The sequence below is a fragment of the Pseudoalteromonas sp. US3C1013 genome (assembly GCF_048401115.1).
Lineage (GTDB): Bacteria > Pseudomonadota > Gammaproteobacteria > Enterobacterales > Alteromonadaceae > Pseudoalteromonas > Pseudoalteromonas undina.
The window spans coordinates 657,278-681,265 of the sequence record NZ_CP183075.1 but is presented as its reverse complement, the minus strand read 5'-3'; the positions used below and the strand labels follow the sequence as shown (position 1 = coordinate 681,265).

The following is a 23,988-nucleotide window of genomic DNA, read 5'->3' as shown; positions in this document are numbered from 1 at the left end:
GCAGTTACGGCGCTATTTTGGTGCATATAACCATATAATTGAGGAAGTACTTATGAGTTCAACCACACAGGTAGCAACACTCGGCGGCGGCTGTTTTTGGTGTATTGATGCGGCATTTAGGCGTGTTAAAGGTGTACTCAGTGTTTGTTCTGGTTACACGGGTGGACATACTGATAACCCAACCTACAAAGCTATTTGCAAAGGCAATAGCGGGCATGCCGAAGTGGTTAAGGTTGAGTTTGACGCCAGCATTTTAAGCTTTGAAACCTTACTCGCAATGTTTTTTACTTTGCATGATGCCACCCAATTAAATCGCCAAGGTAACGATATAGGCACTCAATACCGCAGCGTTGTATATTACCATGATCAGCAACAACAATTGCAAACACAGGCCGTTATTGCAGAGCTGCAAACTCATGTCAGCGAGCCTATAGTAACAGAGGTAAGCCCAGCAACCACTTTTTACCCTGCTGAAAGTTTTCATCAAGACTATTACAATGAAAACCCAGAACAAGGCTACTGTAGTATTTTAATTGCGCCAAAATTGCACAAGTTTGAAACCGAATTTAGCGAGTTTTTATCTGAGTAAAAACACATTAAAGCTCTAACCAAATAGCCCAGCAATTTGCTGGGCTATTTGTTTTTCGGCAACTAAAAGTGACAATTAAAACTGGTAATTTGCCCCCACAAAGAAAGTTCTTCCTGCGCTGTTATAACCTAATAGCTCACCACTGGCAGCAAACCCTGTTGCCGCAGTAAAATATTCCTTATCAGTAATGTTTTCTATTCGAGCAGCTAACGACAAATTATCGAGCAACTGGTAATTAGCGGCTAAATTAAATACCGTATAGCCAGCGAGCTCCGAGTCATAATACGCAATTGATGGACGCGATGAGCGATACTGCATATCCAAACTGGCATCAAAATCGCCCCATGATTTGGCGAGTTGATAATTAAACGACTCTGAAGGCCTGCGTGGTAAATCTGTATTTGTCTTTTCATCTGTAGCATCTAAAAAACTAACATTAACAGAGTGTTCAAAGCCTAACGCTGAAAACTCAGCCGATAATTCTATCCCCTGCATAGATACTTTATCTATGTTAGTTGCAATATATTTACCTGAGTCTGCATCATAATTATTACTAATTAAATTATTGATACGGTTATCGAAAATAGCAATATCATAACGCCCCCATTGAGTTTCTAGGGTAACACCAAACTCATTGTTTAAGGCTTCCTCAGGCTTAATATTATTATTTGGTAGGTAGTATGGGCTGTTAGTTACAAACGCATTAATTAAAGACGGCGCCCTAAATGCGGTGCCATGATTTAAACGTACCGTTACATACTGATTCGCTTTATATCCAAGCCCAGTACTGTAAGTATTTGCACGGCCGTGGAAGTCATAATCATCGGTTCTGATAACCGCATTTGCTAACCATTTATCATGACTATAAAACGCGCCTATAAACAATGCGTTATTATCGCGTTTTTCTTCTGATGACGTTGCTGAAGAGTTTGATAAATCCTCAGACAAGTAATTAAAACCACCTGATAAATCAAGCTCTTGCGTTAGGCTATAAAGCCCTCGGTATTCAAACTCAACACGCTCTGTGCTATACACTTGCTGAACATCGGTGCCAGTTTGAGTATTTTCTTCTTGCGATACACTCAATGAAATACTTTGGGTATATATTTCTGAGGCTTTTTTCCAGCCTAGCTTAGCGGTATAGTTTTCAAAATCGTAGGCATCGTTACCCCATGCGTTATCATACTGCGCTTCACCTTCACTGTACTGAGACTGTAAGCTCAACTCACCTAGTTCAGCCAGTTCATACGCTAAATTAAAGCCAATGTTTTTATTTTTGTAGCCATCATCATCGTGATCTTTGGTGTATTCAGCCACAGGGTCTTTGCCAGTAACATCAAAACCATCTGTCTCTTCATAGCCTAGATTATAATTAAAGCTAAGCGCCTCTTTTGCAAGCCCACCAGCAAGCTGATAATTACTGTAACTATGACTGCCCAAAGTAGCCGAAAGCGTATTATTTGAGGCTTTACGGGTAATGATATTAATTACTCCGGCTACCGCATCAGAGCCATAAATAGCTGCTCTGGCACCTTTAATAACTTCAACACGCTCGATACTATTAACTGGAATATTAGTTAGCGATACACTACCTGAGCTTGCATCGCTCACTCTTACGCCATCAACCAATACTAAGGCATATTTAGCGCTAGCACCGCGAACAAATATATCTGCTTTTTGACCTAATCCGCCGTTACGGACAATATCAATACCAGCAATGGTATTTAATATTGCAGGTAAGTCTCGGTAATTCGCTTTTTCAATATCAGCGCGGTCGATAACTGCCACACTTGCTAATACATCATTTATAGGTTGTTCAAATTTATTTGCAGTAACGGTTATTCTTTCAATGGTTTGTTCTGCAGATGCAGAAAAAGACAGCGCAGCCGAAATAGCCACACCCAATGCAGTTTTATTTATCATGATGTTCCCTGTCTCTGCCCACCGCAAAGATGTTAGTAAGTAAGATTACATCAAGGCCGGTCTCCGGACTCAGTTACCATAATAAAATACAGCATAACTTTACCGTTGCGGGGGCAGTGTTGGGATTGACTTCATCAATGAAAACGCACCAACTTCCCGATTATCCTACTAAAAAAATCACACCGTTGAAGTGTTTAGCAAGCACCTTGAAAATAGGCAGCTATTGTTATCTGTTTACTAAAAAATGTCAACGGACGTCTAAACATCTACAATTTGATTTTTGGGGTTCGGGGTTCGGGGTTCGGGGTTCGGGGTTCGGGGTTCGGGGTTCGGGGTTCGGTAATTATCATAGATTCAAAAATAAAAAAGCCAAACAATATAGCGTGTTTGGCTAAATACATGTTGCTTTGAACTAAGCGCCTATAGTGCCTAGCTCGAAACAATAAATTAATCGCGGAAGTTTTTAAACTGAAATGGCTGACCTAAATCAGCAGTGCGTACAACTTGCATAGCAGCTTGTAAGTCATCACGCTTTTTACCCGTTACGCGTACTTCTTCGCCTTGAATAGCCGCTTGCACTTTTACTTTAGAATCTTTAATGGCTTTTACTACTTTTTTAGCCATATCTTTTTCGATACCCTGCTTTAGTGCAACGTTACGAAAAACATTTTTGCCTGCGCGAGAAATCTCTTGAAGTTCTAGGCTCGCAACATCCATTCCACGCTTTGAAACTTTTCCAGCTAAAATATCAAACAACTGCATAACCTGAGCATCTGCTTCAGCTTTTAATTTAATTGTTTTATCGTTTAATTCAATTGAGGCATCGACCCCTCTAAAATCAAATCGTGTTTCTAATTCACGATTGGCGTTATCAACCGCGTTTTGTGCTTCGTTCATTTCTACTTCAGATACAATATCAAATGAAGGCATGATGTTCTCCTAACTAGCTAATCTTAATTTTATGCGGCAATTATAACGTTAAAATGATAAATCTTTACACTTTTCTGCATCTTGTTCAGGTGCGATACTAATTTAGTTTGATATACTGAGGCTTCTTTTTTATACGATTTTAGGATTTTTTGTGACGAGGCGTGTTTACCAAGCTATTTTTTTAATTAGTATTGTCGCATTTACCTTCTTATTTGCTAAAGAGGTAAAAGGGGCTGCAAACTTATTTCCGCATGTAGATAAAGTGGCGCATTTTGGTATTTTCTTTTTACTTGCCATTATAATGGATAAAGCCTTTAAACTGCCGTTATATGCACAAATATTGCTGTTAGCCGGCTATGGTGCCGCAATAGAAATTATGCAAGATAGCCTCCCTTACAGACAAGCATCACTGGCCGATTTTGTTGCCGACTTTATTGGTGCGGCGAGCTACTTTTTAGCTAAAGCCCTATTAACACTACGTAAAAAGAAGCGTTATGGCTAACATACTTGTTGTTGGTGATGGTGCTATAGGTTTGTTATTTAGTCATTTCTTAGCTAAATATCACACAGTTTATGTTCTTACCAAAAAAGGCACAGTAAATACTCGCTTTTACAGCCACAGTAACGCTGCGTCTGAAAAAATTAACGCCACTTTTATCTCACAACAGCAATTAGCCCAAGCTCCCGAGTTTGACATTGTTTTATTCACTGTTAAAGCGTTTGCAGTGCAACAAGCCTATGCCCAAGTAAAGCCTTATCTTGGTAATAATACCCATATTGTACTGAGTCATAATGGCATGGGTAATGTTGAACAATTAAATGCACAGTTAACACAGCAGCAGTCGTTGTACTTTTTAACCACCAGCATGGCTGGGTTCAAATCAAACCCTAATATTGTGCAGCATACCGGAAACGGGCAAAGTGTATTAGGGGGCTGTAATCAACTAGCTATGCAAAATATTCAACAGCTTAGTGCACAATTACACACTATTCCGCAATTAATTGTCAGCAACAATATTGAGCAACTGCGGTTTGAAAAGCTACTGGTTAATATTGCTATAAACCCATTAACCGCTCTGTACAATATAAAAAACGGCCAGTTGCGTGCGCCACAGTTCAATAGCTCAATTATTAATTTATTAACTGAAGCGTGTCACACTGCGACCGCGCTTAAACTTAATATTAAGCTTATTGATGCCCTCGAGCGCGCCTATAAGGTGATGAGTTTAACCGCAGAGAATTACTCATCTATGCATCAAGACGTTTTGCACAATAGGCAAACTGAGATCATGGCAATTTGTGGTTATATTAGTGAACAAGGCAAGCATCATAATATTGCGACCCCGTATAACGACGCTTTACTTGCTGAAATTTTGGCAAAAAAAAGCGCGGAATAAATCCGCGCTTTTAAAATATTTAGCCATTAACGACGATAGACTTTTACAGTGGTAAAGCCTTCTTCGTGAAGAATAAGCGCTTGTAACTGGCTCATTACCCCTTTTTGGCAATATAAGTAATAGTCTTTACCTTTAGGTAAATCACCAAACTTAGTTGCTAAACGGAAAAACGGTAAATGAATAACTTCAATACCATCAATTTCAAGCGGAGCGGCATCTTCTTCCTCAGGTGAGCGAATATCAACAACAACCGCTCCCTCTGGTAACTCTGTAACTGACTCAGCTTCTTTAAGCTCTTGCTTAGCTTCAACATCGATATCGCGCACATCCATAACACGGGCGTTATCAATAACGGTATCTAATACGTCAAAATCAAACTTCTCTTCTTCTGCTTTAATGACTTCAATTTTGGCTTTAACCGTCGGCTTTTTAGAGATCACACCACAGTATTCAGGCATCGTCTCAGCCATTTCTGCAGTACCTATTTGGCGCGCTATATTAATGATCTCTTGCTTATCATGTTGGATAAGTGGGCGTAAAATCAGCGTCTCGGTTACACGGTCAATCACGCTTAAATTAGCTAAGGTTTGGCTAGACACCTGACCTATACTTTCACCCGTTACCAAAGCTTGAATATTTAGTTTTTCAGCAACAGCACTACCCGCTCGCATCATCATACGTTTAAGCACAACACCCATTTGGCTGTTCTCAACGTTTTCTAAAATTTCAGCAACAACCGGTTCAAAATCAACGGTAATAAACTTAACTTTATGCGTAGAGCTGTATTGTTTCCATAGATAGTAACTCGCTTGTTTAACCCCAATTTCATGGGCAGCACCACCTAAGTTAAAGAATAAAAAGTGTGTACGAGCGCCTTTACGGATCATCTGATAACTGGCAACGCCAGAATCAAATCCACCAGACATAAGCGATAATACATCGTCTTGTGTTGGCAGTGGAAAGCCCGCCATTCCTAAATGGGTTTGCGTCACTATGTAGGCTTTTTCGTCTTTAATTTCTAAACGAATCGTTACCTCAGGGCGGCTTAGCTTTACTCGAGCTCCTTCAACATGTTGATTAAGCCCGCCACCAACGTAGCGCTCTAGTTCAGTTGAAGTAAAATCATGTTGACCTATGCGCTTAGCACGTACACAAAAGGTTTTACCAATAATAGTGTGGCCAACTAACGCAATGGTTTTTTGATAGATGTCATCAAGGGTTTTAAAGTCTGTTTCGGTCACTTCAATAAACTGTACGATGCCAGGAATGCGCTGCAAGCTATCAATAAAATCAAGGCGAGTTTGAGCTTCATCTAGTTTTGTAACAACTGAAATATTATCCCAGTTATTACGTACTTGTACTTTTTCGTCAACACGACGCAATACAATTTTAATGTTATTTTCTAACACTTTGGTAAAGCGTTTACGGACTGAACGGCTTTTGATGGCTATTTCAGGGTGAAGTTTGACGATAAATTTAAGCATAGTTCAACTCTTAGACTGCGGGAATTCGCGCACCCAGGCATTGGGCGCGGCGGATTATAGCAAAAAATTTAACGCCTAGGAACTAACCAACTCAACAGGCTTAAGGATTCTGGGGGGCAGCATTTGCTAAAAGTGCGTACTTGTCTCTTAACTGATTAATTTTATTTGCGCTTTTTTCTGTACTGTAGGCTTTAAATAAAGTCAGTACTTTTACAATGCCAGGGTAAATATCTTGCTCAACCAGCACACCACTTAGTCTTCTTGCTTTCATATAGGGTGTCCAAAAGCTAACCGTTAATTTTAGCGTATGAGCAAGTTCAATGGCATCTTGTTCATCAATGGCAATAATTTCACTATCCCGCAAGGCCAAAATGATGTTACGTACCTGCTCAAGTAATTCCTGCTGAAAATCAATGTAACCCTGTTTTAAATGGCTATCGCGAGCAAGAATATCGCCAAGGTTGTCGTAAAAAAAATGATAGCGCCACATTAATTCAAATAGCGAATCTAAATAAGGGCCAAGATGCTCAAAAGCATCGTCGCCTTTATCAACTGGCTTAAAGTGAGTACTTAAATGATCACGATAAAGTGCAAATATATGGCGAATAATGTCTTCTTTATTTTTAAAGTGGTAGTAAAGATTACCCGGACTCATGCCTAAACTCGATGCAATATGATTAGTTGATATTGCTCTTTCACCATGTTCATTAAACAATGAAATACTGGTTTGAATTATTTTATCCTTGGTATTCATATACTCATTACTCAATTTTCGAAAATACGATGCTGCATTAAAACAATCCACTAGTATAAACAAATAGTCAGCGTTAAAACAATCAAGGCATGAAGTTCTTCACAATTTACTTACAAGGCTGCTTTGCACACTAAACACTGCTACACTACGGCTAAAAATAATAACACAGTAAATATTATGAAAGTGACCGCAATCTACCCAGGCACATTTGACCCTCTTACCAACGGCCACACTGATTTAATTCAGCGTGCGGCTAAGATGTTTGATACCGTTATTGTTGCTATTGCTCATAACCCGAGTAAAAAACCGTGTTTTACTTTAGAAGAACGCGTTGATTTAGCAAATGAAATTTTAAGCCATTTAGATAATGTAAAAGTCATTGGCTTTTCAGGGCTACTCGCAGATCTGGCTCGTGATCATAACGCAAATGTATTGATTAGAGGTATAAGAGCGGTTTCTGATTTTGATTACGAGTTTCAGCTCGCAAATATGAATCGCCGTTTAAACCCTGATTTAGAAAGTGTATTTTTAACACCTGCTGAGCGTAATACCTTTATATCATCAACGCTAGTAAAGGAAGTTGCACGCCATAACGGTGATGTGAGTGAGTTTGTTGACACCATAGTAATGAAAGCCCTGCAATCTAGGCTGGGGAAAACCAAGCATTAAACACAACACCTAGCGTATCATTACATTGCGCTAGGTAGCTTCGCTCTTGCTGGAAACAGAACGTTCTTAAGCCTCACTAAACCCAAAAAGTCTTTATTGATAAATAGTGCCAATGCCATTATAAGATCAAATAGAATAACGCCAAACCCATATGCAGCCCAAAACCACCAATAATCAATGTTTCCTTTAACTTGAACATCATAATGCATCCCCAAAAATAAACAGGTATTAATCCCCAACCCCAGCATTAAGTAATAAAAAGCAATAGGCGTGTTTTGCAACGTGATTTTTCGCCACAAAAAAAGTATCAAAATAGTCGTGAGATCAAATATGAAATAATCTTTATAAGTAGAAGTTTCGAGGCTTAAAAATGCACTTAGAAAATACGAGATCATCATTATTAATGAAATATGCAGTAAGCTTTTATCTTGTTTATTAATACTCGAAGAAAGGTTAAATAGAAAAGCGATTAAAAATAACCACAATATAAAATTACCTAAATTCTCGCCAACTTTAACAAGTAGCCATAATAAATCTGTCATTATAGGCTTTTAAACTCAGCGCGTGATCTAAATAAACGACCTTTAAGTTTCATTAGCCCTAAAAAGTCTTTATTGATAAAAATAGCAATAATCATTAGTAAATCAATAATGTTAACCCCCATGGAGTACAGGCTCCACAACCACCAAGGATCTGAGTTCCAGTTTATATAAAGATCTATATAAATAGAATAAGTTAAACATGCATTTATAATTAAACCGCTTACAATATAGTTTTTAGCTACAGAGCTTTGAAAACTTGAAACCTGTAATGCTAAAAAAATGATTAGGATTGTAGCAAAATCAAAAAAAATCCAGTTCAAGTAAACATTTTGAAAAATGTAAAGGAAGTCACTTAGAAGGTAGGAAAAAAACATGATTGTGGCTAAATAGACCAAAGATTTATTTGGCGTATTTATACTCGATACCAAAGTGTACAAAATGGCCATTAAAAAGCCCCACTGTATAAATGCATCGATATAATCTGCTAAAAATAAGTCTACATAATACATTTATTGGATTTGATGAAGCTCAGAGTTTTTGAATAAAGACATAAGTTTATTTTTTAGGGTGTGTAAGCCAAGGAAATCACGGTCTACTATTAAAGCGATAATCATAATCAGATCAATAATGTTTACACTGAACGTATAAATATCCCAAAAGAGCCAAGGCTCTCTATTCTCTCTGATAAAGACATCAAAATACATAAAAAGAAAAAACATTGAATTAAATGTCAACCCAACAATAAGGTATAAAAAAGAAGGTGTGGTTTTTTTTATCAAAAAATAAGTCAGGCTTAAAGTTATGATTGTTACTAAATCGTAGAATGCCCAGTCTAAATAGTCTGAAGTTCTAACCGATAACCATGTCAAAAAATAATCTGACGCGGTATATGAAATCATCATGATAAATGAACTGAGTAATAGGGTTGAATTTCTTTTTATATTTAATGAGTAAACGAAGGCGTTAAAAAAAAACGCCATAAGAAATCCCCACATCGCAAAAGCTGATAATGAAAAAAAACCAAAAAACTCAGTTAAAAACATTCATAACCTTAATACTTATTTAGGTCTAGTAGGCAAGATGATACCGCCAATGCGCTGTAAATCAGTGCTCGCTGCTGCCATCGCCTCTTGAGAGATACTTACTGTATCAGATTGAAGGGTTTTAGGGCTAGCAGTTTGTTCCATTGCAGGCTTTAATTGTTGCGTTTTATTGTATGCTTGCATTTGTACTTGGCTATTAGCTGAAATTTGCATGTGATTAATCCTTTTGAGTATTAAATTTTTATTATTGGCGTAAATTTAAATCACACCACCTGGAGCAGTTACTAAATAACTGCTGTAACGTATTGCCTTCGTTGATTAATTGACTCAACAACACACTACAGAACTATAAATGCAACCGATATGCCAACTTTAAATTCATAGCATATTAATTTAAAACATCACTTTATTTTACTCAAAAAAAAACGCATCGGGGTCACCGTGCGTTTTTTATCCTAGGGATTGCTCAAGCCACGTTTTTACAAGGGATCTCCATGCTATTACTTGGCTTTAACATATATTCCATTGCGACTTCATCACAGTTTTCTTTACGTAAACATAGCTCACAATCTTTCATGACTTTTTCAGGTAAGCTCTCTTTACTACAGAAACTAAAGCGCTGATTTTCGAAAAAGTCAGGTACACGAGTCAGAACAATGACACGCTTAAGTGCCAACTTTTTGGCTTTCACTAATAAGTGTTCAACCAGTTCTCGTCCCTGCCCCGTTACTGCGCTTTTAGGATCAATGCCCAATGAACGTATTTCAGCTAACCCTGTGTCGTAAATATAAAGTGAAGCACAACCCGATACCTGACCGTCTATCTCGGTTACGGCAAACTCATTAATTGAGTGCACCATATCACTTTTAGCTCGCGGTAAATTTTCGCCGACTGTTGCCCAGTGCTGTACGAGTTTAGCAATTGCTTCTACGTCATCTAAGTTGGCATCACGAACCGTTATTTGCTGTTTTTTTTTCGCGTCTTTCACCGCTTTGCTTACTTGCTCTAATGATGTACCGCCAAGCGCTTGGCGTGCTTTTATACAGGCGTCAATTTCAAGTACCGGATACACGTCATCTTCAAACACTGGATTTACTGATTTATACTGCTCTAGTGAAAGCTCCTCTAACGTTTTACCTTCACTAATAGCTAATTGCACCAACACCCCAACAATATGATGCCCTTCTCTGAACGGCACTCCTTTAGCGACTAAGTAATCAGCAAGTTCGGTTGCATTCGCGTGGCCACCTTTTGCCGCTGCAAGGGTTTTATCTGCTTTAACTGTTACACCCTTGATACATGCTTGTGCCATATGAATACAAGCAAGCCACGTTGGCATTGCGTCAAAAATGCCTTCTTTATCTTCTTGCATGTCTTTATTGTAGGCAAGCGGCAATGCTTTTAGAGTCATCATCATTGCACTAAACGCACCAAATACCCGCCCTGTTTTACCACGAATTAGCTCTAATGCATCTGGGTTCTTTTTCTGCGGCATCAAAGATGAGCCAGATGTAACATTATCAGCCAGTTCGATAAAGCCAGCTTCGCCTGAGTTATAAAAAATCAAGTCTTCAGACATGCGCGATAAGTGGATCATAGAGATAGACGCACAGCTTAATAGCTCAACCACAAAGTCACGATCAGATACACCATCAAGGCTATTTTTAGTCGCGCCTGTAAACCCTAAACCTTGTGCAAGTGCATGACGGTCAATCGGATAGGCAGTTCCCGCAAGAGCGCCACTGCCGAGTGGACAATAGTTCATTCGTGATTGGGCATCTTGCAACCGGCTTTCATCACGCTCTAACATTTCTACATAAGCCATACACCAGTGACTAAACAGTACGGGCTGTGCACGCTGTAAGTGCGTATAACCTGGCAGTATTGTGCCAAGTTCACGTTCAGCCAAACTAATAAATTCAGCTTTTAATTGTGCAATTGCTTTTAAAATATGATCGGCGGTATCGCGGCACCATAACCTAAAGTCGGTAGCAACTTGATCGTTACGGCTTCGACCTGTGTGTAATTTTTTAGCTAAATCACCCACTTTTTCAATTAGCGCAGCTTCAACATGAGAATGAATATCCTCAGCACCTGAGGTGGCAACCGCGTGTGGATCTGCTTTTACCTCTTCAAGTAGCTCATAAAGTGCCGATACCAGCTTTTTGTGCTCATCACTAGATAACACATTCACTTGTTCTAGTGCGCCAGCCCATGCAACAGAGCCAATAATATCTTGCTCTGCTAATTGATAATCGAAGGGAAGTGAATCGTTAAACTGTTTAAACGCTTCATCTGGACCCGTAGAAAAACGTCCGCCCCATAATGCCATGAAATCTCTCCAAACCCGATAATAGCCCCTTAATTCCAAGGGGCGTAAAAAATTACTTTTTAGCTAATGCTGAAATTCTGCTTGATAGCGAGAATAAACGAATAAAGCCTTCTGCGTGCGATTGGTCATAAACATCATCTTCACCAAAGGTAGCAAAATCTTCGCTATATAAACTGTTAGGTGATTTTTTCTGAACCGCAGTGACTTGGCCTTTATAAAGCTTAAGCACCACTTCGCCCGTTGCTAGTGTAGACAACGCTTCTGCACCGGCTAAAATAGAATCTTTTAGCGGCGTAAACCAACGACCGTCGTAGACTAAGTGTGAAAATTCACCCCCGAGTACTTCTTTCCATTTACGGCTCGCTTTATCAAGTACTAACTCATCAATAGCTTGCAGCGCCGCCATGATCACAGTGCCGCCTGGCGTTTCATAACAACCACGCGATTTCATGCCCACTAAACGGTTTTCTACAATATCGACACGGCCCACACCATGAGGTGATGCAATATCGTTTAATTTAACTAAACAATCATAAGGTTTAAGCTCTTCACCATTTACAGCAACTACTTCACCTTCAACAACCGATAAAGTGACGTGTTCAGCTTTATCAGGTGCTTGCTCTGGTGAGTTAGTCCAGGTCCATACTTGCTCACTTGGTTCACACCAAGGATCTTCAAGTTCACCGCCTTCGTGTGAAATATGCCATGCGTTAGCATCACGACTATAAATTTTTGTTGCTGACGCAGAACATGGAATGTCACGTTCAGCTAGGTAATCAAGCAATGATTCACGGCTTGATAAATCCCACTCACGCCATGGCGCAATCACTTTTAAATCAGGTGCGAGTGCGGCAAAACATGACTCAAAACGTACTTGGTCGTTACCTTTACCCGTACAGCCATGAGAAAGTGCATCGGCACCTACTTTACGTGCAATTTCAACTTGCGCTTTAGCAATGATTGGACGCGCCATAGAGGTACCAAGTAAATAAGTCCCTTCATATATAGAACCCGTTTTAAGCGTTGGGTAAATATAATCGCTTACCATCTCATCTTTTAAATCAACCACGTAACACTCAGATGCACCAGACGCTATAGCTTTAGCTTCTACGCCTTCAAGTTCTTCAGCGCCTTGGCCAACATCGGCAACAAAGGCAATAACTTCACAGCCGTAGTTCTCTTTTAACCATGGCACGATAGCCGATGTATCAAGACCACCTGAATAGGCTAAAACGACTTTTTTAATTGAACTCATAGGTGTTCCTTAACAAAATTTGGATTTAATAATGTAACTAATAGCGCATTTTGCGCATGCATGCGGTTTTCTGCTTGCTGTATAATTTTTGATGCAGGGCCATCCATTACCTCAGAAGTAATTTCAAACTCACGGTGTGCCGGTTGGCAATGTAATACCGTAGTTGCACCGGTTTTTTCTAACAATGCCTGATTTAATTGATAAGGCATGTATTTTTCTTTTACTTGCTCAAGGGGAGTTGTATCCCCCATCGATACCCAGGTATCGGCGTAAACAACATTAGCACCTACTGCAGCCTCAACCCTGTCACTTACCATTACAGAAGCGCCATTCATCGCTGCTATTTGCTCTGCTTTTTTAAGCACTTGCGAATCAGGTGAACACCCTTTTGGTGTTACAGCGACAAAATCGGTTCCTAAAGTAGCGGCTAACAGCATCAATGAATGCGTTACATTATTGCCCTCACCTAAGTAGGCAAGCTTTAACTGGCTAACATCACCGTGTACTTCTTGTAGTGTTAAAAAATCAGCTAATGCTTGGCATGGGTGATATAAATCACACAAACTATTAATCACAGGAACGGATGAATACTCACCGAGTGTCGTTAGCGTACTGTGCTGATTAACCCGCGCAACAATTCCATCGGCCCAAGTCGAAATATTTAAGGCAAAATCTTTTATTGATTCGCGGGCGCCCATTGCACCATTTTGTTGGTCAAGGTAAACCGCATGGCCCCCTAAACGGTTTATACCAATATCAAATGAAAGGCGAGTACGTAAACTTTGCTTTTCAAACAAAGTAACCACTGACTTACCAGCTAGCACTTGGCTATATTTACTTGGGCTTTCTTTAATATCTTGCGCTAACTTTAATAAATTTAGTGCGCCTTGTTGGTCTAATTCTAGACCCGTTAAAAAATCTTTAAACATGTTCAACCTATGGTGTTACTTTAGTTCCGACATGCTCGCCTTGCAGCAAAGCAGTTAAGTTTTCTGGCTTTTGCCAGCTGGAAATGTACACACCGCGTCGTAAATGTTGGGCAGCGTGAAGACTGGTCTTAACTTTGACCTCCATCCCGCCCAAAATTACTCCCTCTGCAATTAAAGTATCAATGTGTTTTGTGTCAAGTTGATGTAAAGGCTGCTTATTGGCATCAAGTACCGCCTCTACGTCCGTCATAAAAATAAGTTCTGCATTTAAATTATTTGCCATTGCGGCGGCTGCTTCATCGGCATTAACGTTGTATAACAAGCCCTGCTCATCAAAGCCGATAGAACTGATGATTGGTAACCGGCCAGCACTGAGTAAATCATTAATAATAGAATCAGCATTGTTGTGACATTGACCTACTTGACCCAATGCTTTTAATTTTTGCGAGGCGGTGATCCCTGCTTCATATAAACTTAACCCCACCGGCTTATGACCAACACTAATTGCTTGCGCCATGAGTTGTTTGTTTGCCGCACCCGCAAGGGCTCCAACAATATAAGGCATCTGTTCTTTAGGGCTAATACGTAAACCTTGGTGTTTAGCACTGGCAAAACCAGCCTCTTTTAACCAGCTATCAACTAATGAACCACCCCCATGCACAATCACAAACTGTGCATCATCTTGCTCGTTGAGTATTTCAAATAATGCTTTAGCGGCATTTTCAGTATTGAGTACTGCACCACCGAGTTTAATAACCCACGTTTTACTGCTCATCTAAACGCTCCTATTAGACCTGTAGTGTGAGGAAGCCCCATTGATAAATTAATACATTGCAAAGCCTGACCAGCTGCCCCTTTTAATAAGTTGTCAATTGCTGCCATTACTATTAACTGTGAGCCTTGCTGCTGCCACGCAATATCTACATAAGGTTGTTTGGCCACCCCTTTAATCGAGGGGATTTTGCTGCCAAGCAAACGAATTAATGGCTCATCAGCCAATACTTGATAAGCTTTAGCTACTTGCTCACTGGTCACACCCGGCTTTAATTGCACATAAATAGTTTCTAAAATACCGCGCGGGAAATTACCTAAATGAGGAGTAAATAACACCTCATGACCTAGGTGCTGTTGTATTTCAGGCCCGTGACGGTGATTAAACAAACCATAGGGTGCAAGTGATACCTCACAAAAATGCGTACCGATGCTGGCTTTTCGCCCTGCGCCAGTTACGCCAGAAACCGCATTAATAATAATTTTTTCATCACTCAATAAGCACGCTTGTTGAAGAGGCTTTAATGCATTTAATGCAGCCGTTGGATAGCAGCCAGCAACAGCAATTAGCTGAGCATCAGCAATGGCTTTACTATTCCATTCAGCAAGACCATATGCCGCTTGATTAAGTAGTTCTGGGTGTTGGTGTTCAAAACCATAATAAGTAACGTAATCATCATTGCTTGCAAGACGATAGCCACCAGAGAGGTCAAATACCTTCTTGCCCATCGCTAAAAACTGAGGCGCTAAATCCACACTTACTTTATGATCGGTGCACAGACAAACGTAATCTGCTGAATGAGTGATATCAGCAAGTGCATGTTCATTTAGTGGCTGCAAAGGTAAATCAAGTAATCCTAAATGCTCAGGATACAATTCACTAAGCAACTTATGTTTATCTAAACTTTGCGCTGATACATAACAGCCAGTTAGTGAAAGCGTTGGATGTTTTGCTACTAAGCTAGCCAGTTCTGCGCCGCTGTAACCGCTGGCACCTATAATTACTACGTTCATTACTTACTCTTTATCTAAAATTAGTGACCACATTCCATGTTGTTTGTTTACACTAGGGTCTAACCCAGCCAAACAGATTAAATTTGTGAGTGATAACTATCGTCGTATTATTTTCATGGCGTAACTTTAATATATTTATGCTTAAAAAGTGAATTGATATTCATCATAAATACTTTTATATTGTTATGCAATTAAAATGAATACTTATTTTGGAATTTTTTATGTCTCTGCCGTCATTTATTTCGATGTACCAGCAATTGATTGCTGCCCCCTCTATTAGTGCCATTGAAGATCATTTATGCATGAGTAATAAGAGTGTCATTGAACTCCTAGCGCAATGGTGTCAAAGCTTAGGTTTTACCTGTGAAATAATAGAATTAAAAGGCAACAAAGGCCGCTACAACTTATTAGCAAAACGCGGTCAAGGCGACGGCGGTTTAATGCTGGCAGGTCACACTGATACGGTGCCATTTGATGATAGTCGTTGGAATCACAACCCATTTAAATTAACTGAGCGAGATAACAAACTATTTGGCTTAGGTAGCATTGATATGAAAGGTTTTTTTGCTTTTGTACTGCAGGCTATTAGTGAGCTTGATGAAAAGCAACAAACACAACCAATTTTAATATTAGCCACCGCAGACGAAGAAACCACTATGGCTGGCGCACAACAAATCTGTAAGCACCCAAATTTAAAGCCAAGTCGCTGTATTATTGGTGAACCTACTGATATGACGCCGGTATTTACTCATAAAGGTCATATGAGTACAGCAATAAGAGTCGTTGGCCGTTCAGGACATAGCTCAGATCCCGAACGGGGTCTTAACGCCATCGAAGTGATGCATAAAGTGATTACAAAATTGCTAATCTTAAAAGAACAGCTTAAGAATAAATATTCAATAAATCACTTTAAAATTCCTTACCCTACGCTCAATTTAGGTAATATTCATGGGGGCGATAATGCGAATCGGATTTGCGGTTGCTGTGAAATGCACATTGATATGCGCCCTCTTCCTGGCTTAAGTGTACAAGAGCTGCAAGCATTGCTGCTTGATGCAACCTACGATATAAACCAGCAATACCCTAATTCGGTCAGTGTGATTGATTTACATGAGCCAATTCCAGCATTTACAGGAAGCACAGACAGCGCGTTAGTTAAACTAGCCGAAAATATAGCAGGGCAAAAAGCGGTGGCTGTTAATTACTGTACTGAGGCACCATTTATACAACAACTGGGTTGTGAAACCATCGTCATGGGACCGGGTTCAATTAACCAAGCGCATCAGCCCGATGAATATTTAGCGATGGAAAAAATAAAGCCTTCGCAACAAATTATCAGCAACCTCATAAAGGCGAGTTGCTTTTAATCAGTAACAAAAAAGACGCTATTAAGCGTCTTTTTTATAGCATTTATATTTAACCTGAACTCTGAATAATAAATCTATCTCAAGCAGCTACTTTTAGCGCTAACTGCGTTGAATTTACTTGCAATAGGCTAGCTATTGACGCGTAAGTTCGCCTTGTTTTCACTGAAAATCTCTGGCTAGAGAAAATAAACATAAATATCATCTTTGATTCAATATGTTAGTAAATCTCTTAACCAGAGTTCAGGTTAGTTACATATATTTTCGTAAATACTTTTTAAATACAGGGTCGGTTTGAGCTAGTTCTTTCTGCTCTTCTAATATCTCTTTTAATATTGCACCTGATGTAAGCGGATTCGCAAGCACCACTCTAAATACCACGGTTGGTTGGTTATCATATTGAACTGGCGTTAAACGTGTACGCGATACAAACGAGCGACCCGATTCACGTTGTCGTTTTTGCATGCTAGCAGTAAAGCGATTAAGCGCGGCAAAAATATCTAAACGGGTCTGTGCATCGGCCTGTGCTATCGCATTTTTAATTTGCTTAGGGACATAACGATAAGTTAATAAACACAGTTCGGGTTCTGATATTAATTCAAAGTCTTCATCAGCTTTTATCAAATCAGCAAAGTAACGTGCTTTTTTAATACTGCGATCGATAAGCATTTCATAGCCTTTACGACCAATAACACGTAAGCAAGCATGCACTAACATCGCCATACCAGGGCGGCTCCCCTCAAGGGTATGGCTGCCTAAATCTTTAGAGCCTTTACGTAAAATATATTCAGCATGATGCTCTATGGCATCAGTTGCAGCAGGGTCTTTAAACAGCACCAAACCTGCTCCCATCGGTACATACATTTGTTTATGCGCATCAATGGTGATTGAATCTGCATGCTCAATGCCTTTTAAAAGGTGCCTATGGGTATTAGAGAGTAAAGTAGCTCCGCCCCACGCCGCATCAACATGAAAGTGGCAATTAATCTCTTGTGATAAATTAGCCATATCTTCAAGTGGATCGATATTACCAGTTTCAGTCGTTCCGGCTACACCAATAATTGCCATCACTTTAATGCCTTGCGCTTCAAGCTCTAGCGCTTTTTCTCGCATAGCAGCTACATCAACTTTATTATCAGTCGATGTTTTAATACCAATTAAATTCTCACGGCCAATACCTAATAAATCAACCGATTTGCCTAATGAGTAATGACCTCGCTCAGAGATTAAAACCGCCAGTCCTTTGTAACCATAGTGGAGCATTCCCGCCACTAAACCTTGTGCAGCAATGCCTTTAAAGTTGCCATCCGCTTTCAATAAGCGGTTGCGGGCAATCCAAAGTGCTGTAATGTTAGCTACTGTGCCACCAGAGCAAAATGCTCCTAAAGAGGTTTTTGCACTGTGCATCCATTTAGAATAAAAGCCATCATTTTGTCCATAAGCTAAATGATGCATCATTCCTAAAACTTGACGCTCTAATGGGGTAAACGCTTTTGAGGTTTCTATTTTTACAAGGTTTTGATTTAGCCCAACCATTAATTTCGATAACGGCAGTAAAAAATGTGGCAGAGCAGATGTCATGTGACCAATAAAGCTTGGCGCTGCGGTATGTACAGAATGAGCAACCAGCTGTTCCATAATATCTTGGGCATAGCAAGACACAAACGTTGGCTCTTCAGGGATAGCCGCAGATTGAAAATCTTTTTCTATTTCATGTAATGGTTTTTCAATTGCCGCGATATTTTCGTTTAAGAAACCTGCTAAATTACTCGAAATTTCAAGCTCTATTTTGCTCAAAGTTGAGTCAGGGGCCTCTGGAACGGTAAATATCCGTTTGAGGCTTTCTTTAGAGGCGACGGCACAACGCTTTTGATCCATCTTCATACCTAGTGTGTGACTAAAACACCTGTTAGTTTGTAAAACACGCTAATTTAAGGTGTTTTTAAGCAACGGCATTTCTAAAAAATTGCGCTAACTTTACTGCAATATGACAAAAATGTCTCGTTTTAAGCCATAAAAGACAATACAAAATAGATAACATTTCACTATTTTTTATATTTAGTACAAAGGGTAATTAAAATATTGGGCATTTATAATTTTTAAGTATAATAAATCTAACAAAAAATAAGGATGTTACATGCTAAAAGGAAATCTAAAATTAACTCGGTTGGCGCTCGGTACCGTCTTTTTTTTAGTCAGCTTAATAATTTACAGTTACTACACCTACACTGCCATCAATAATGATGTGATACGCAGCATTGATAATCGTTTATTAAATGCAGCCACCAGCGTAAAGTACATTTTAGGTAGTGATTATCACGATAAAGTAGCGCAAGAAATTAGCTTTTCAAGCTATCAAAATAAAGCCGACCAGCTTTCGGCATTGGCCAATGATTTAAATATAGATTATTTATATTCAATGGTACAGATTGATGAGAATGTTTATTTTACTGCCTCTAGCTACACTCAAGATGATCAAAATAACGGTAAAGTTACTCAGTTTTTAGATCTTTATCCCGAAGCCACGCCAATAACTATGGCTGCATTTTTATCAACGGCCCCTATTTTTGAAACCTCAACAGCGCATCGCGGCCATTCTAAAACAGTATATATTCCTCATCTGGCAAAAAATGGCAGAACCTATATTACAGCTGCAGATATTAGCGTTGATAAAATTAGCAATGCGTTAAAAACAGACTTATATCAATCTATGTTTCATTTTTGCTGCGTAATTATTATTTTATTAATAGTTTATATTCTTTATTACTATGGAGTACGTCGTTCATTAATGAGCGACCATGCAAGCGGATTTGAAAATCATATTGCCTTAGAAAAACGGCTAAAAAAAAGCAATGAACATCATTTGCAAATTGCGATTATTTTAGTGAACGAAATTGATAATATCAGTCGTTTTTTTGGCACAAAAACAGCCGATGAAGTGATGAAAAAGCTGCTCACTCACTTTAAGCAGCAAGCCCGTTTGCACGCACGTATTTATCGTATTGCAACTAATAAACTCGCTATTTTGACTGATAAAGAAACTCCCTTTGATGAGCTATATAGCATCATACAATCGCATAATAAAAATATACCGTTTTTAAATCAGCCTTTTATTTATATTACACTTAACGCTGGTGTAGCTAGAGGCAATAAGTCATTACTGCTTAAGAATGCTCATATTGCGTTACTGCAATCTAAGCAGGGCGATCAGAGCATAGTTAACTACTGTGAGGCAATTAACGACGCTAAATCTCTATATTTATATAATGTTGAAATAGCAAAAGAAATTCGTGAAGCATTTAATGCTCATCGTGTTGTCCCTTACTTCCAGCCGGTTATAAATACTCATACCGATGAAGTTATTAGGTATGATTGCTCACCGAGAATAGTCACTTCACAAGGGGAGATTTTAACCCCTGATACCTTTGCAAATGCACTAAATAGACTGCGTATGAATGGCATGTTAACCCATGCTCTGTTTACTCAATGTGTTTCACGTTTTCGTAAATCAGCAATTTGTTGGGAGTTAACGCTGTGCGCTGAAAACATTGCAGATCCCACTATTTATGATCATATTGCGTATGAGCTTCATCGCTACCCTAATCCTGAAAACATTACTATTTCGATTTTAGAGTCGCAGGTTATTTCACATTACTATGAAATAAAGTCATTTATCGCAATGGTAAAAAGTAAGGGGGCAAAGGTGGTGATGCACTGCTGGGGTAATGAGTTTATTAATACTCTTAATACTTTAAAAGTGGAGGTTGATGGTATAAAACTCGATGGAGCAATCACAAAGCAGCTATTAAATGATGCAAATACGTCGCTATTTATATCCTACATCACTGATATAGCCCAGCAGCTTGAACTTGAATTGGTTGTTGAAGCGGTAGAAAGTAATACGGTTGCAGAGTTACTCAGCCAACTAAATGTGACGCTGATGCAAGGTAGTTTCCTTGGCAAACCAACGCCACATGTTACTGAGTTTAAAAAAGCAATGAATTAGTTATTAATATTAATGGCTAGTCGGTGGCTTTGCTGACCACTGGCCCAGTACTTACGCTCAAAAGGAGTAATTGCTTCGTCTGATTCAAACAACGCAGTTTGACAAGGATACCCTGCTAACTCGAGCGCCCTGGCAAACTCTTTAACATAGATATCCCAGTTACTGCGCACTTCAAGCAAACCACCTAATTTAACAATAAAGGGGAAGATAGCCGCCCCATGCCAGCGCCGTTGAATGTGCTTAGACTTAGGCCAAGGGTTTGGATATAGCAAATAGTGATGAGTAGGCCGCCAATTAGCAGCGACAGCTAAACGCCAAAAATCATTTAAGTCAGCTTGCACCAAAATGTATTGACCACTCTCAGTTTGTTTATACTCAACATCATGCTTATCAAGTCGGTGAGATGACTTATCAATGCCCACAACTAACGCATCAGGATGACGTTTCGCTAAATTAGCAGTGCTTTCGCCAACGCCACAACAGGAGTCTAAAATAAGCGGTCCATCAAAGGCTTGCACCTTAGCATTAACTTCATCAAATGCGGTTTGAGTATGCGCTGCAATTGGCTTTTTAAACTCGGCTTGTAAGTGTTTATTAACTATTTCATCAAGCTTTTCATGAAGTCCCGCTTGATTAGATACAATACTACGTGAATTTGCATCGCTCATTAGTGTCTTAACCCCACACCTTTTTTGATTAGCGTCAGTGCTAAAGTAAATAATACGCTGATAAACACCAACAACACCGCAATCGCAACCGTTAAATCAACATCAGAAACGCCTAAGAATCCGTATCTGAATGCGTTAACCATATAAATAATAGGATTAATTTGCGACACCATCTGCCAAAAATCAGGCAGTAAAGTGATTGAGTAAAACACCCCGCCTAAATAAGTTAGAGGCGTTAAAATAAAGGTCGGAATAATACTTATGTCATCAAAGCTGTTTGCATAAATAGCGTTGATTAACCCGCCCAAGGCAAACACCGCCGAGGTAAGAATAACAGTGGCTATAATCACAAAAATATTATGTATTTGTATATCTACAAAAAATAAAGAAACGCACGTTACAATAAAGCCAACCATAATACCACGGGTCATGCCTCCGCCCATATAACCCAACACAATGATGTAATTAGGCACAGGTGCAACCAATAACTCTTCAATACTTTTTTGAAACTTAGTTGAGTAAAAGCTCGAAGCCACATTCGAGTAAGAGTTTGTTATAACTGACATCATAATAAGGCCTGGAACAATAAACTCCATGTAACTAAAGCCGCCCATATCGCCAATACGCGAGCCTATTAAGTTCCCAAAAATAACAAAATATAAGCTCATAGTAATCGCTGGCGGCACTAAGGTTTGCACCCAAATACGCAAAAAGCGAATACACTCTTTAATCCAAATACTTTTTAAGGCTACGCCATATTTAAACATTTATTCGCCCCGCCCTTGCTCTAATAAACCTACAAATAATTCTTCTAATCGATTTGCTTTATTACGCATGCTCAGAACAGTATTACCTTGTTCGGTTAACGCGCTAAATACAGCATTGAGCCCTTGTGATTTAGCCACTTCAACTTCAATGGTGTGCTCATCAGTCATGGTGAAATTATACCCTTCAAGTGTCACCGGATTGGTAGGCTGCTTTAAATCCAGTACAAAGGTTTCTTTGTCTAATTTAGCCAACAAAGCTTTTATAGTAGTGTTTTCAACTATGCGACCGGTATCAATAATAGCGATGTTTTTACACAGTAGTTCGGCTTCTTCAAGGTAGTGAGTGGTTAAAATAATGGTCACACCTTGTTCGTTGATTTGTCTTAAAAACTCCCACATTGAGCGGCGCAGCTCTATATCAACGCCCGCAGTTGGTTCGTCTAAAATAAGTAACTTTGGCTCATGCATTAAGGCACGTGCAATCATCAAACGACGCTTCATACCACCAGAAAGAGTACGTGCTTGCTTATCTTTTTTCTCAAGTAACCCTAGCTGTGCTAAGTACTTGTCAGCACGTTTGTGCGCCTGCGCGCGAGGAACACCATAATAGCCGGCTTGATTAACGAGTATTTGGCTTAGGGTTTCAAACTGGCTAAAGTTAAACTCTTGCGGCACTAAACCTAAGTTCGCTTTCGCTGCTTCTAGGTCGGTATCAATATCATGACCAAATACTTCAACTTTACCTTTGGTCTTATTAACCAAAGAAGATATCACCCCAATAGTGGTTGATTTACCCGCCCCATTTGGACCTAACAGTGCAAAAAAGTCACCTTCATGCACTTGTAAATCAACCCCTTTTACTGCCTCTACCCCATTTTTGTAAACCTTGGTAAGGCCTTCAATATTTAAAGCAATGTTTTGCTTATTCATTTCTTACCCTCACCATAACCCCAGCGCTTTGTGAGGTTATGTTCAATATTTAAATGATCTAAAATTCGCGCCACCATAAAATCAACCAAGTCTTCTATACTTTGTGGTTGATGATAAAACCCAGGAGCAGCGGGCATGATAGTGACCCCTAAACGCGACAATTTGAGCATATTTTCCAAGTGAATTTCGCTAAAAGGAGTTTCTCGAGGGACTAGAATAAGTTGACCTCGCTCTTTTATCACCACATCGGCAGCGCGCTCTAATAAGTTATCTGATGCGCCGATTGCAATCGCAGACACTGACCCGGCACTACATGGACATACTATCATTTTTTTCGGTGCTGCTGAGCCCGAAGCCACCGGACTGAACCAGTTATCTTTGCCAAATACCTTTAATTGTTCGCTCTTGGCGTTAAATAATACACTTAACTGCTCGGTAGCTTTATCTTCATTCCCTGATAACTTTATATTAGACTCGGTATCAAAAACTACACGCGCGGCACTTGAGATAAGCACATACACTTGAAATTGTTGTTCAAGTAACACTTCCAACAGCCTTAACCCATATGGTGCGCCTGATGCGCCACTAAATGCTAAGGTAATTGTATCTTTAAATTGCACA

The 23,988-nt window shown here is 39.4% G+C and carries 24 protein-coding genes and 1 riboswitch; of the genes, 6 read left to right on the top strand and 18 right to left on the bottom strand.

Annotated features, from left to right (window positions below; translation table 11 throughout):
* The first annotated feature begins 52 nt into the window (after positions 1 to 52).
* Complete coding sequence (gene msrA / locus ACNSN2_RS03160) at positions 53 to 589, top strand: peptide-methionine (S)-S-oxide reductase MsrA (RefSeq protein WP_418608559.1); 537 nt, start codon at positions 53 to 55, stop codon at positions 587 to 589.
* 75 nt (positions 590 to 664) lie between these two features.
* Here msrA and ACNSN2_RS03155 read toward each other — a convergent pair whose 3' ends face one another.
* The gene (locus ACNSN2_RS03155; RefSeq protein ID WP_418608558.1) at positions 665 to 2,512 is read right to left on the bottom strand and encodes a TonB-dependent receptor domain-containing protein; all 1,848 of its coding nucleotides are present in this window, start codon (positions 2,510 to 2,512) and stop codon (positions 665 to 667) included.
* A 36-nt stretch (positions 2,513 to 2,548) separates the two neighbouring features.
* Positions 2,549 to 2,714, bottom strand: a riboswitch (cobalamin riboswitch).
* Positions 2,715 to 2,959: 245 nt separating this feature from the next.
* Complete coding sequence (locus tag ACNSN2_RS03150) at positions 2,960 to 3,442, bottom strand: YajQ family cyclic di-GMP-binding protein (protein ID WP_008113183.1); 483 nt, start codon at positions 3,440 to 3,442, stop codon at positions 2,960 to 2,962.
* A 151-nt stretch (positions 3,443 to 3,593) separates the two neighbouring features.
* Here ACNSN2_RS03150 and ACNSN2_RS03145 point away from each other — a divergent pair, with 151 nt between their 5' ends.
* On the top strand, positions 3,594 to 3,944 hold the full coding sequence (locus tag ACNSN2_RS03145; RefSeq protein ID WP_008113182.1) for a VanZ family protein: 351 nt from the start codon (positions 3,594 to 3,596) through the stop codon (positions 3,942 to 3,944).
* Positions 3,937 to 4,839, top strand: a complete 903-nt coding sequence (locus ACNSN2_RS03140; RefSeq protein ID WP_418608557.1) for a ketopantoate reductase family protein — start codon at positions 3,937 to 3,939, stop codon at positions 4,837 to 4,839. Before ACNSN2_RS03145 ends, ACNSN2_RS03140 begins: the two co-directional genes overlap by 8 nt.
* Positions 4,840 to 4,865: 26 nt before the next feature.
* Here the strand turns inward: ACNSN2_RS03140 and thiI are convergent, their stop codons facing one another.
* Together thiI and ACNSN2_RS03130 are read right to left on the bottom strand one after the other, a co-directional pair.
* A complete protein-coding gene (gene thiI / locus ACNSN2_RS03135) occupies positions 4,866 to 6,323 on the bottom strand; it encodes a tRNA uracil 4-sulfurtransferase ThiI (RefSeq protein ID WP_418608556.1) in 1,458 nt (485 codons plus the stop codon).
* 100 nt (positions 6,324 to 6,423) lie between these two features.
* Positions 6,424 to 7,077, bottom strand: a complete 654-nt coding sequence (locus ACNSN2_RS03130; RefSeq protein WP_010391043.1) for a TetR/AcrR family transcriptional regulator — start codon at positions 7,075 to 7,077, stop codon at positions 6,424 to 6,426.
* A 177-nt stretch (positions 7,078 to 7,254) separates the two neighbouring features.
* On the opposite strand from ACNSN2_RS03130, the gene coaD reads away from it, so the two are divergent.
* Positions 7,255 to 7,746, top strand: coding sequence for a pantetheine-phosphate adenylyltransferase (coaD, locus tag ACNSN2_RS03125; protein ID WP_024601870.1), 492 nt, complete (start codon positions 7,255 to 7,257; stop codon positions 7,744 to 7,746).
* A gap of 20 nt (positions 7,747 to 7,766) precedes the next feature.
* Here the strand turns inward: coaD and ACNSN2_RS03120 are convergent, their stop codons facing one another.
* The 9 genes from ACNSN2_RS03120 to argC form a co-directional block, all read right to left on the bottom strand.
* A complete protein-coding gene (locus ACNSN2_RS03120) occupies positions 7,767 to 8,288 on the bottom strand; it encodes a hypothetical protein (protein WP_418608555.1) in 522 nt (173 codons plus the stop codon).
* On the bottom strand, positions 8,288 to 8,410 hold the full coding sequence (locus ACNSN2_RS03115) for a hypothetical protein (protein ID WP_350653557.1): 123 nt from the start codon (positions 8,408 to 8,410) through the stop codon (positions 8,288 to 8,290). Before ACNSN2_RS03115 ends, ACNSN2_RS03120 begins: the two co-directional genes overlap by 1 nt.
* Before the next feature lie 387 nt (positions 8,411 to 8,797).
* Positions 8,798 to 9,331: a hypothetical protein gene (locus ACNSN2_RS03110; protein ID WP_418608554.1), complete on the bottom strand. Its 534-nt coding sequence runs from the start codon at positions 9,329 to 9,331 to the stop codon at positions 8,798 to 8,800.
* A gap of 15 nt (positions 9,332 to 9,346) precedes the next feature.
* The gene (locus ACNSN2_RS03105; RefSeq protein WP_036956762.1) at positions 9,347 to 9,544 is read right to left on the bottom strand and encodes a hypothetical protein; all 198 of its coding nucleotides are present in this window, start codon (positions 9,542 to 9,544) and stop codon (positions 9,347 to 9,349) included.
* Between the two features lie 253 nt (positions 9,545 to 9,797).
* On the bottom strand, positions 9,798 to 11,663 hold the full coding sequence (gene argH / locus ACNSN2_RS03100; protein WP_418608553.1) for an argininosuccinate lyase: 1,866 nt from the start codon (positions 11,661 to 11,663) through the stop codon (positions 9,798 to 9,800).
* 52 nt (positions 11,664 to 11,715) lie between these two features.
* On the bottom strand, positions 11,716 to 12,918 hold the full coding sequence (locus ACNSN2_RS03095) for an argininosuccinate synthase (protein ID WP_076920188.1): 1,203 nt from the start codon (positions 12,916 to 12,918) through the stop codon (positions 11,716 to 11,718).
* On the bottom strand, positions 12,915 to 13,847 hold the full coding sequence (locus ACNSN2_RS03090) for an ornithine carbamoyltransferase (RefSeq protein ID WP_036956759.1): 933 nt from the start codon (positions 13,845 to 13,847) through the stop codon (positions 12,915 to 12,917). The genes ACNSN2_RS03095 and ACNSN2_RS03090 overlap by 4 nt, the downstream gene beginning before the upstream one ends.
* A gap of 7 nt (positions 13,848 to 13,854) precedes the next feature.
* Complete coding sequence (argB, locus tag ACNSN2_RS03085) at positions 13,855 to 14,622, bottom strand: acetylglutamate kinase (RefSeq protein WP_010391030.1); 768 nt, start codon at positions 14,620 to 14,622, stop codon at positions 13,855 to 13,857.
* Entirely contained in the window at positions 14,619 to 15,632 is a 1,014-nt protein-coding gene (gene argC, locus ACNSN2_RS03080) for an N-acetyl-gamma-glutamyl-phosphate reductase (RefSeq protein ID WP_418608552.1), read from the bottom strand. Before argC ends, argB begins: the two co-directional genes overlap by 4 nt.
* A 221-nt stretch (positions 15,633 to 15,853) precedes the next feature.
* Here argC and argE point away from each other — a divergent pair, with 221 nt between their 5' ends.
* Positions 15,854 to 16,999 carry an acetylornithine deacetylase gene (argE, locus tag ACNSN2_RS03075; RefSeq protein ID WP_418608551.1) on the top strand — a complete coding sequence of 382 codons (1,146 nt, stop codon included), beginning with the start codon at positions 15,854 to 15,856 and terminating at the stop codon, positions 16,997 to 16,999.
* Positions 17,000 to 17,248: 249 nt separating this feature from the next.
* Here argE and panP read toward each other — a convergent pair whose 3' ends face one another.
* Positions 17,249 to 18,874, bottom strand: coding sequence for a pyridoxal-dependent aspartate 1-decarboxylase PanP (panP, locus tag ACNSN2_RS03070; protein WP_418608550.1), 1,626 nt, complete (start codon positions 18,872 to 18,874; stop codon positions 17,249 to 17,251).
* Between the two features lie 259 nt (positions 18,875 to 19,133).
* Between panP and ACNSN2_RS03065 the strand changes: the two genes are divergently transcribed.
* Positions 19,134 to 21,002, top strand: coding sequence for a GGDEF domain-containing protein (locus ACNSN2_RS03065; protein ID WP_418608549.1), 1,869 nt, complete (start codon positions 19,134 to 19,136; stop codon positions 21,000 to 21,002).
* Here the strand turns inward: ACNSN2_RS03065 and trmB are convergent.
* The 4 genes from trmB to ACNSN2_RS03045 are packed head-to-tail and all read right to left on the bottom strand — an operon-like array spanning position 20,999 to position 23,987.
* Complete coding sequence (gene trmB, locus ACNSN2_RS03060; RefSeq protein WP_033104026.1) at positions 20,999 to 21,670, bottom strand: tRNA (guanine(46)-N(7))-methyltransferase TrmB; 672 nt, start codon at positions 21,668 to 21,670, stop codon at positions 20,999 to 21,001. The genes ACNSN2_RS03065 and trmB overlap by 4 nt on opposite strands.
* Positions 21,670 to 22,437 (bottom strand): ABC transporter permease, encoded by a 768-nt coding sequence (locus ACNSN2_RS03055; protein WP_010391022.1) that lies wholly within the window; start codon positions 22,435 to 22,437, stop codon positions 21,670 to 21,672. Before ACNSN2_RS03055 ends, trmB begins: the two co-directional genes overlap by 1 nt.
* Positions 22,438 to 23,367 (bottom strand): ABC transporter ATP-binding protein, encoded by a 930-nt coding sequence (locus tag ACNSN2_RS03050; protein ID WP_075170692.1) that lies wholly within the window; start codon positions 23,365 to 23,367, stop codon positions 22,438 to 22,440.
* On the bottom strand, positions 23,364 to 23,987 hold the full coding sequence (locus ACNSN2_RS03045; protein WP_075170693.1) for a flavin prenyltransferase UbiX: 624 nt from the start codon (positions 23,985 to 23,987) through the stop codon (positions 23,364 to 23,366). The genes ACNSN2_RS03050 and ACNSN2_RS03045 overlap by 4 nt, the downstream gene beginning before the upstream one ends.
* Position 23,988: the final 1 nt, after the last annotated feature.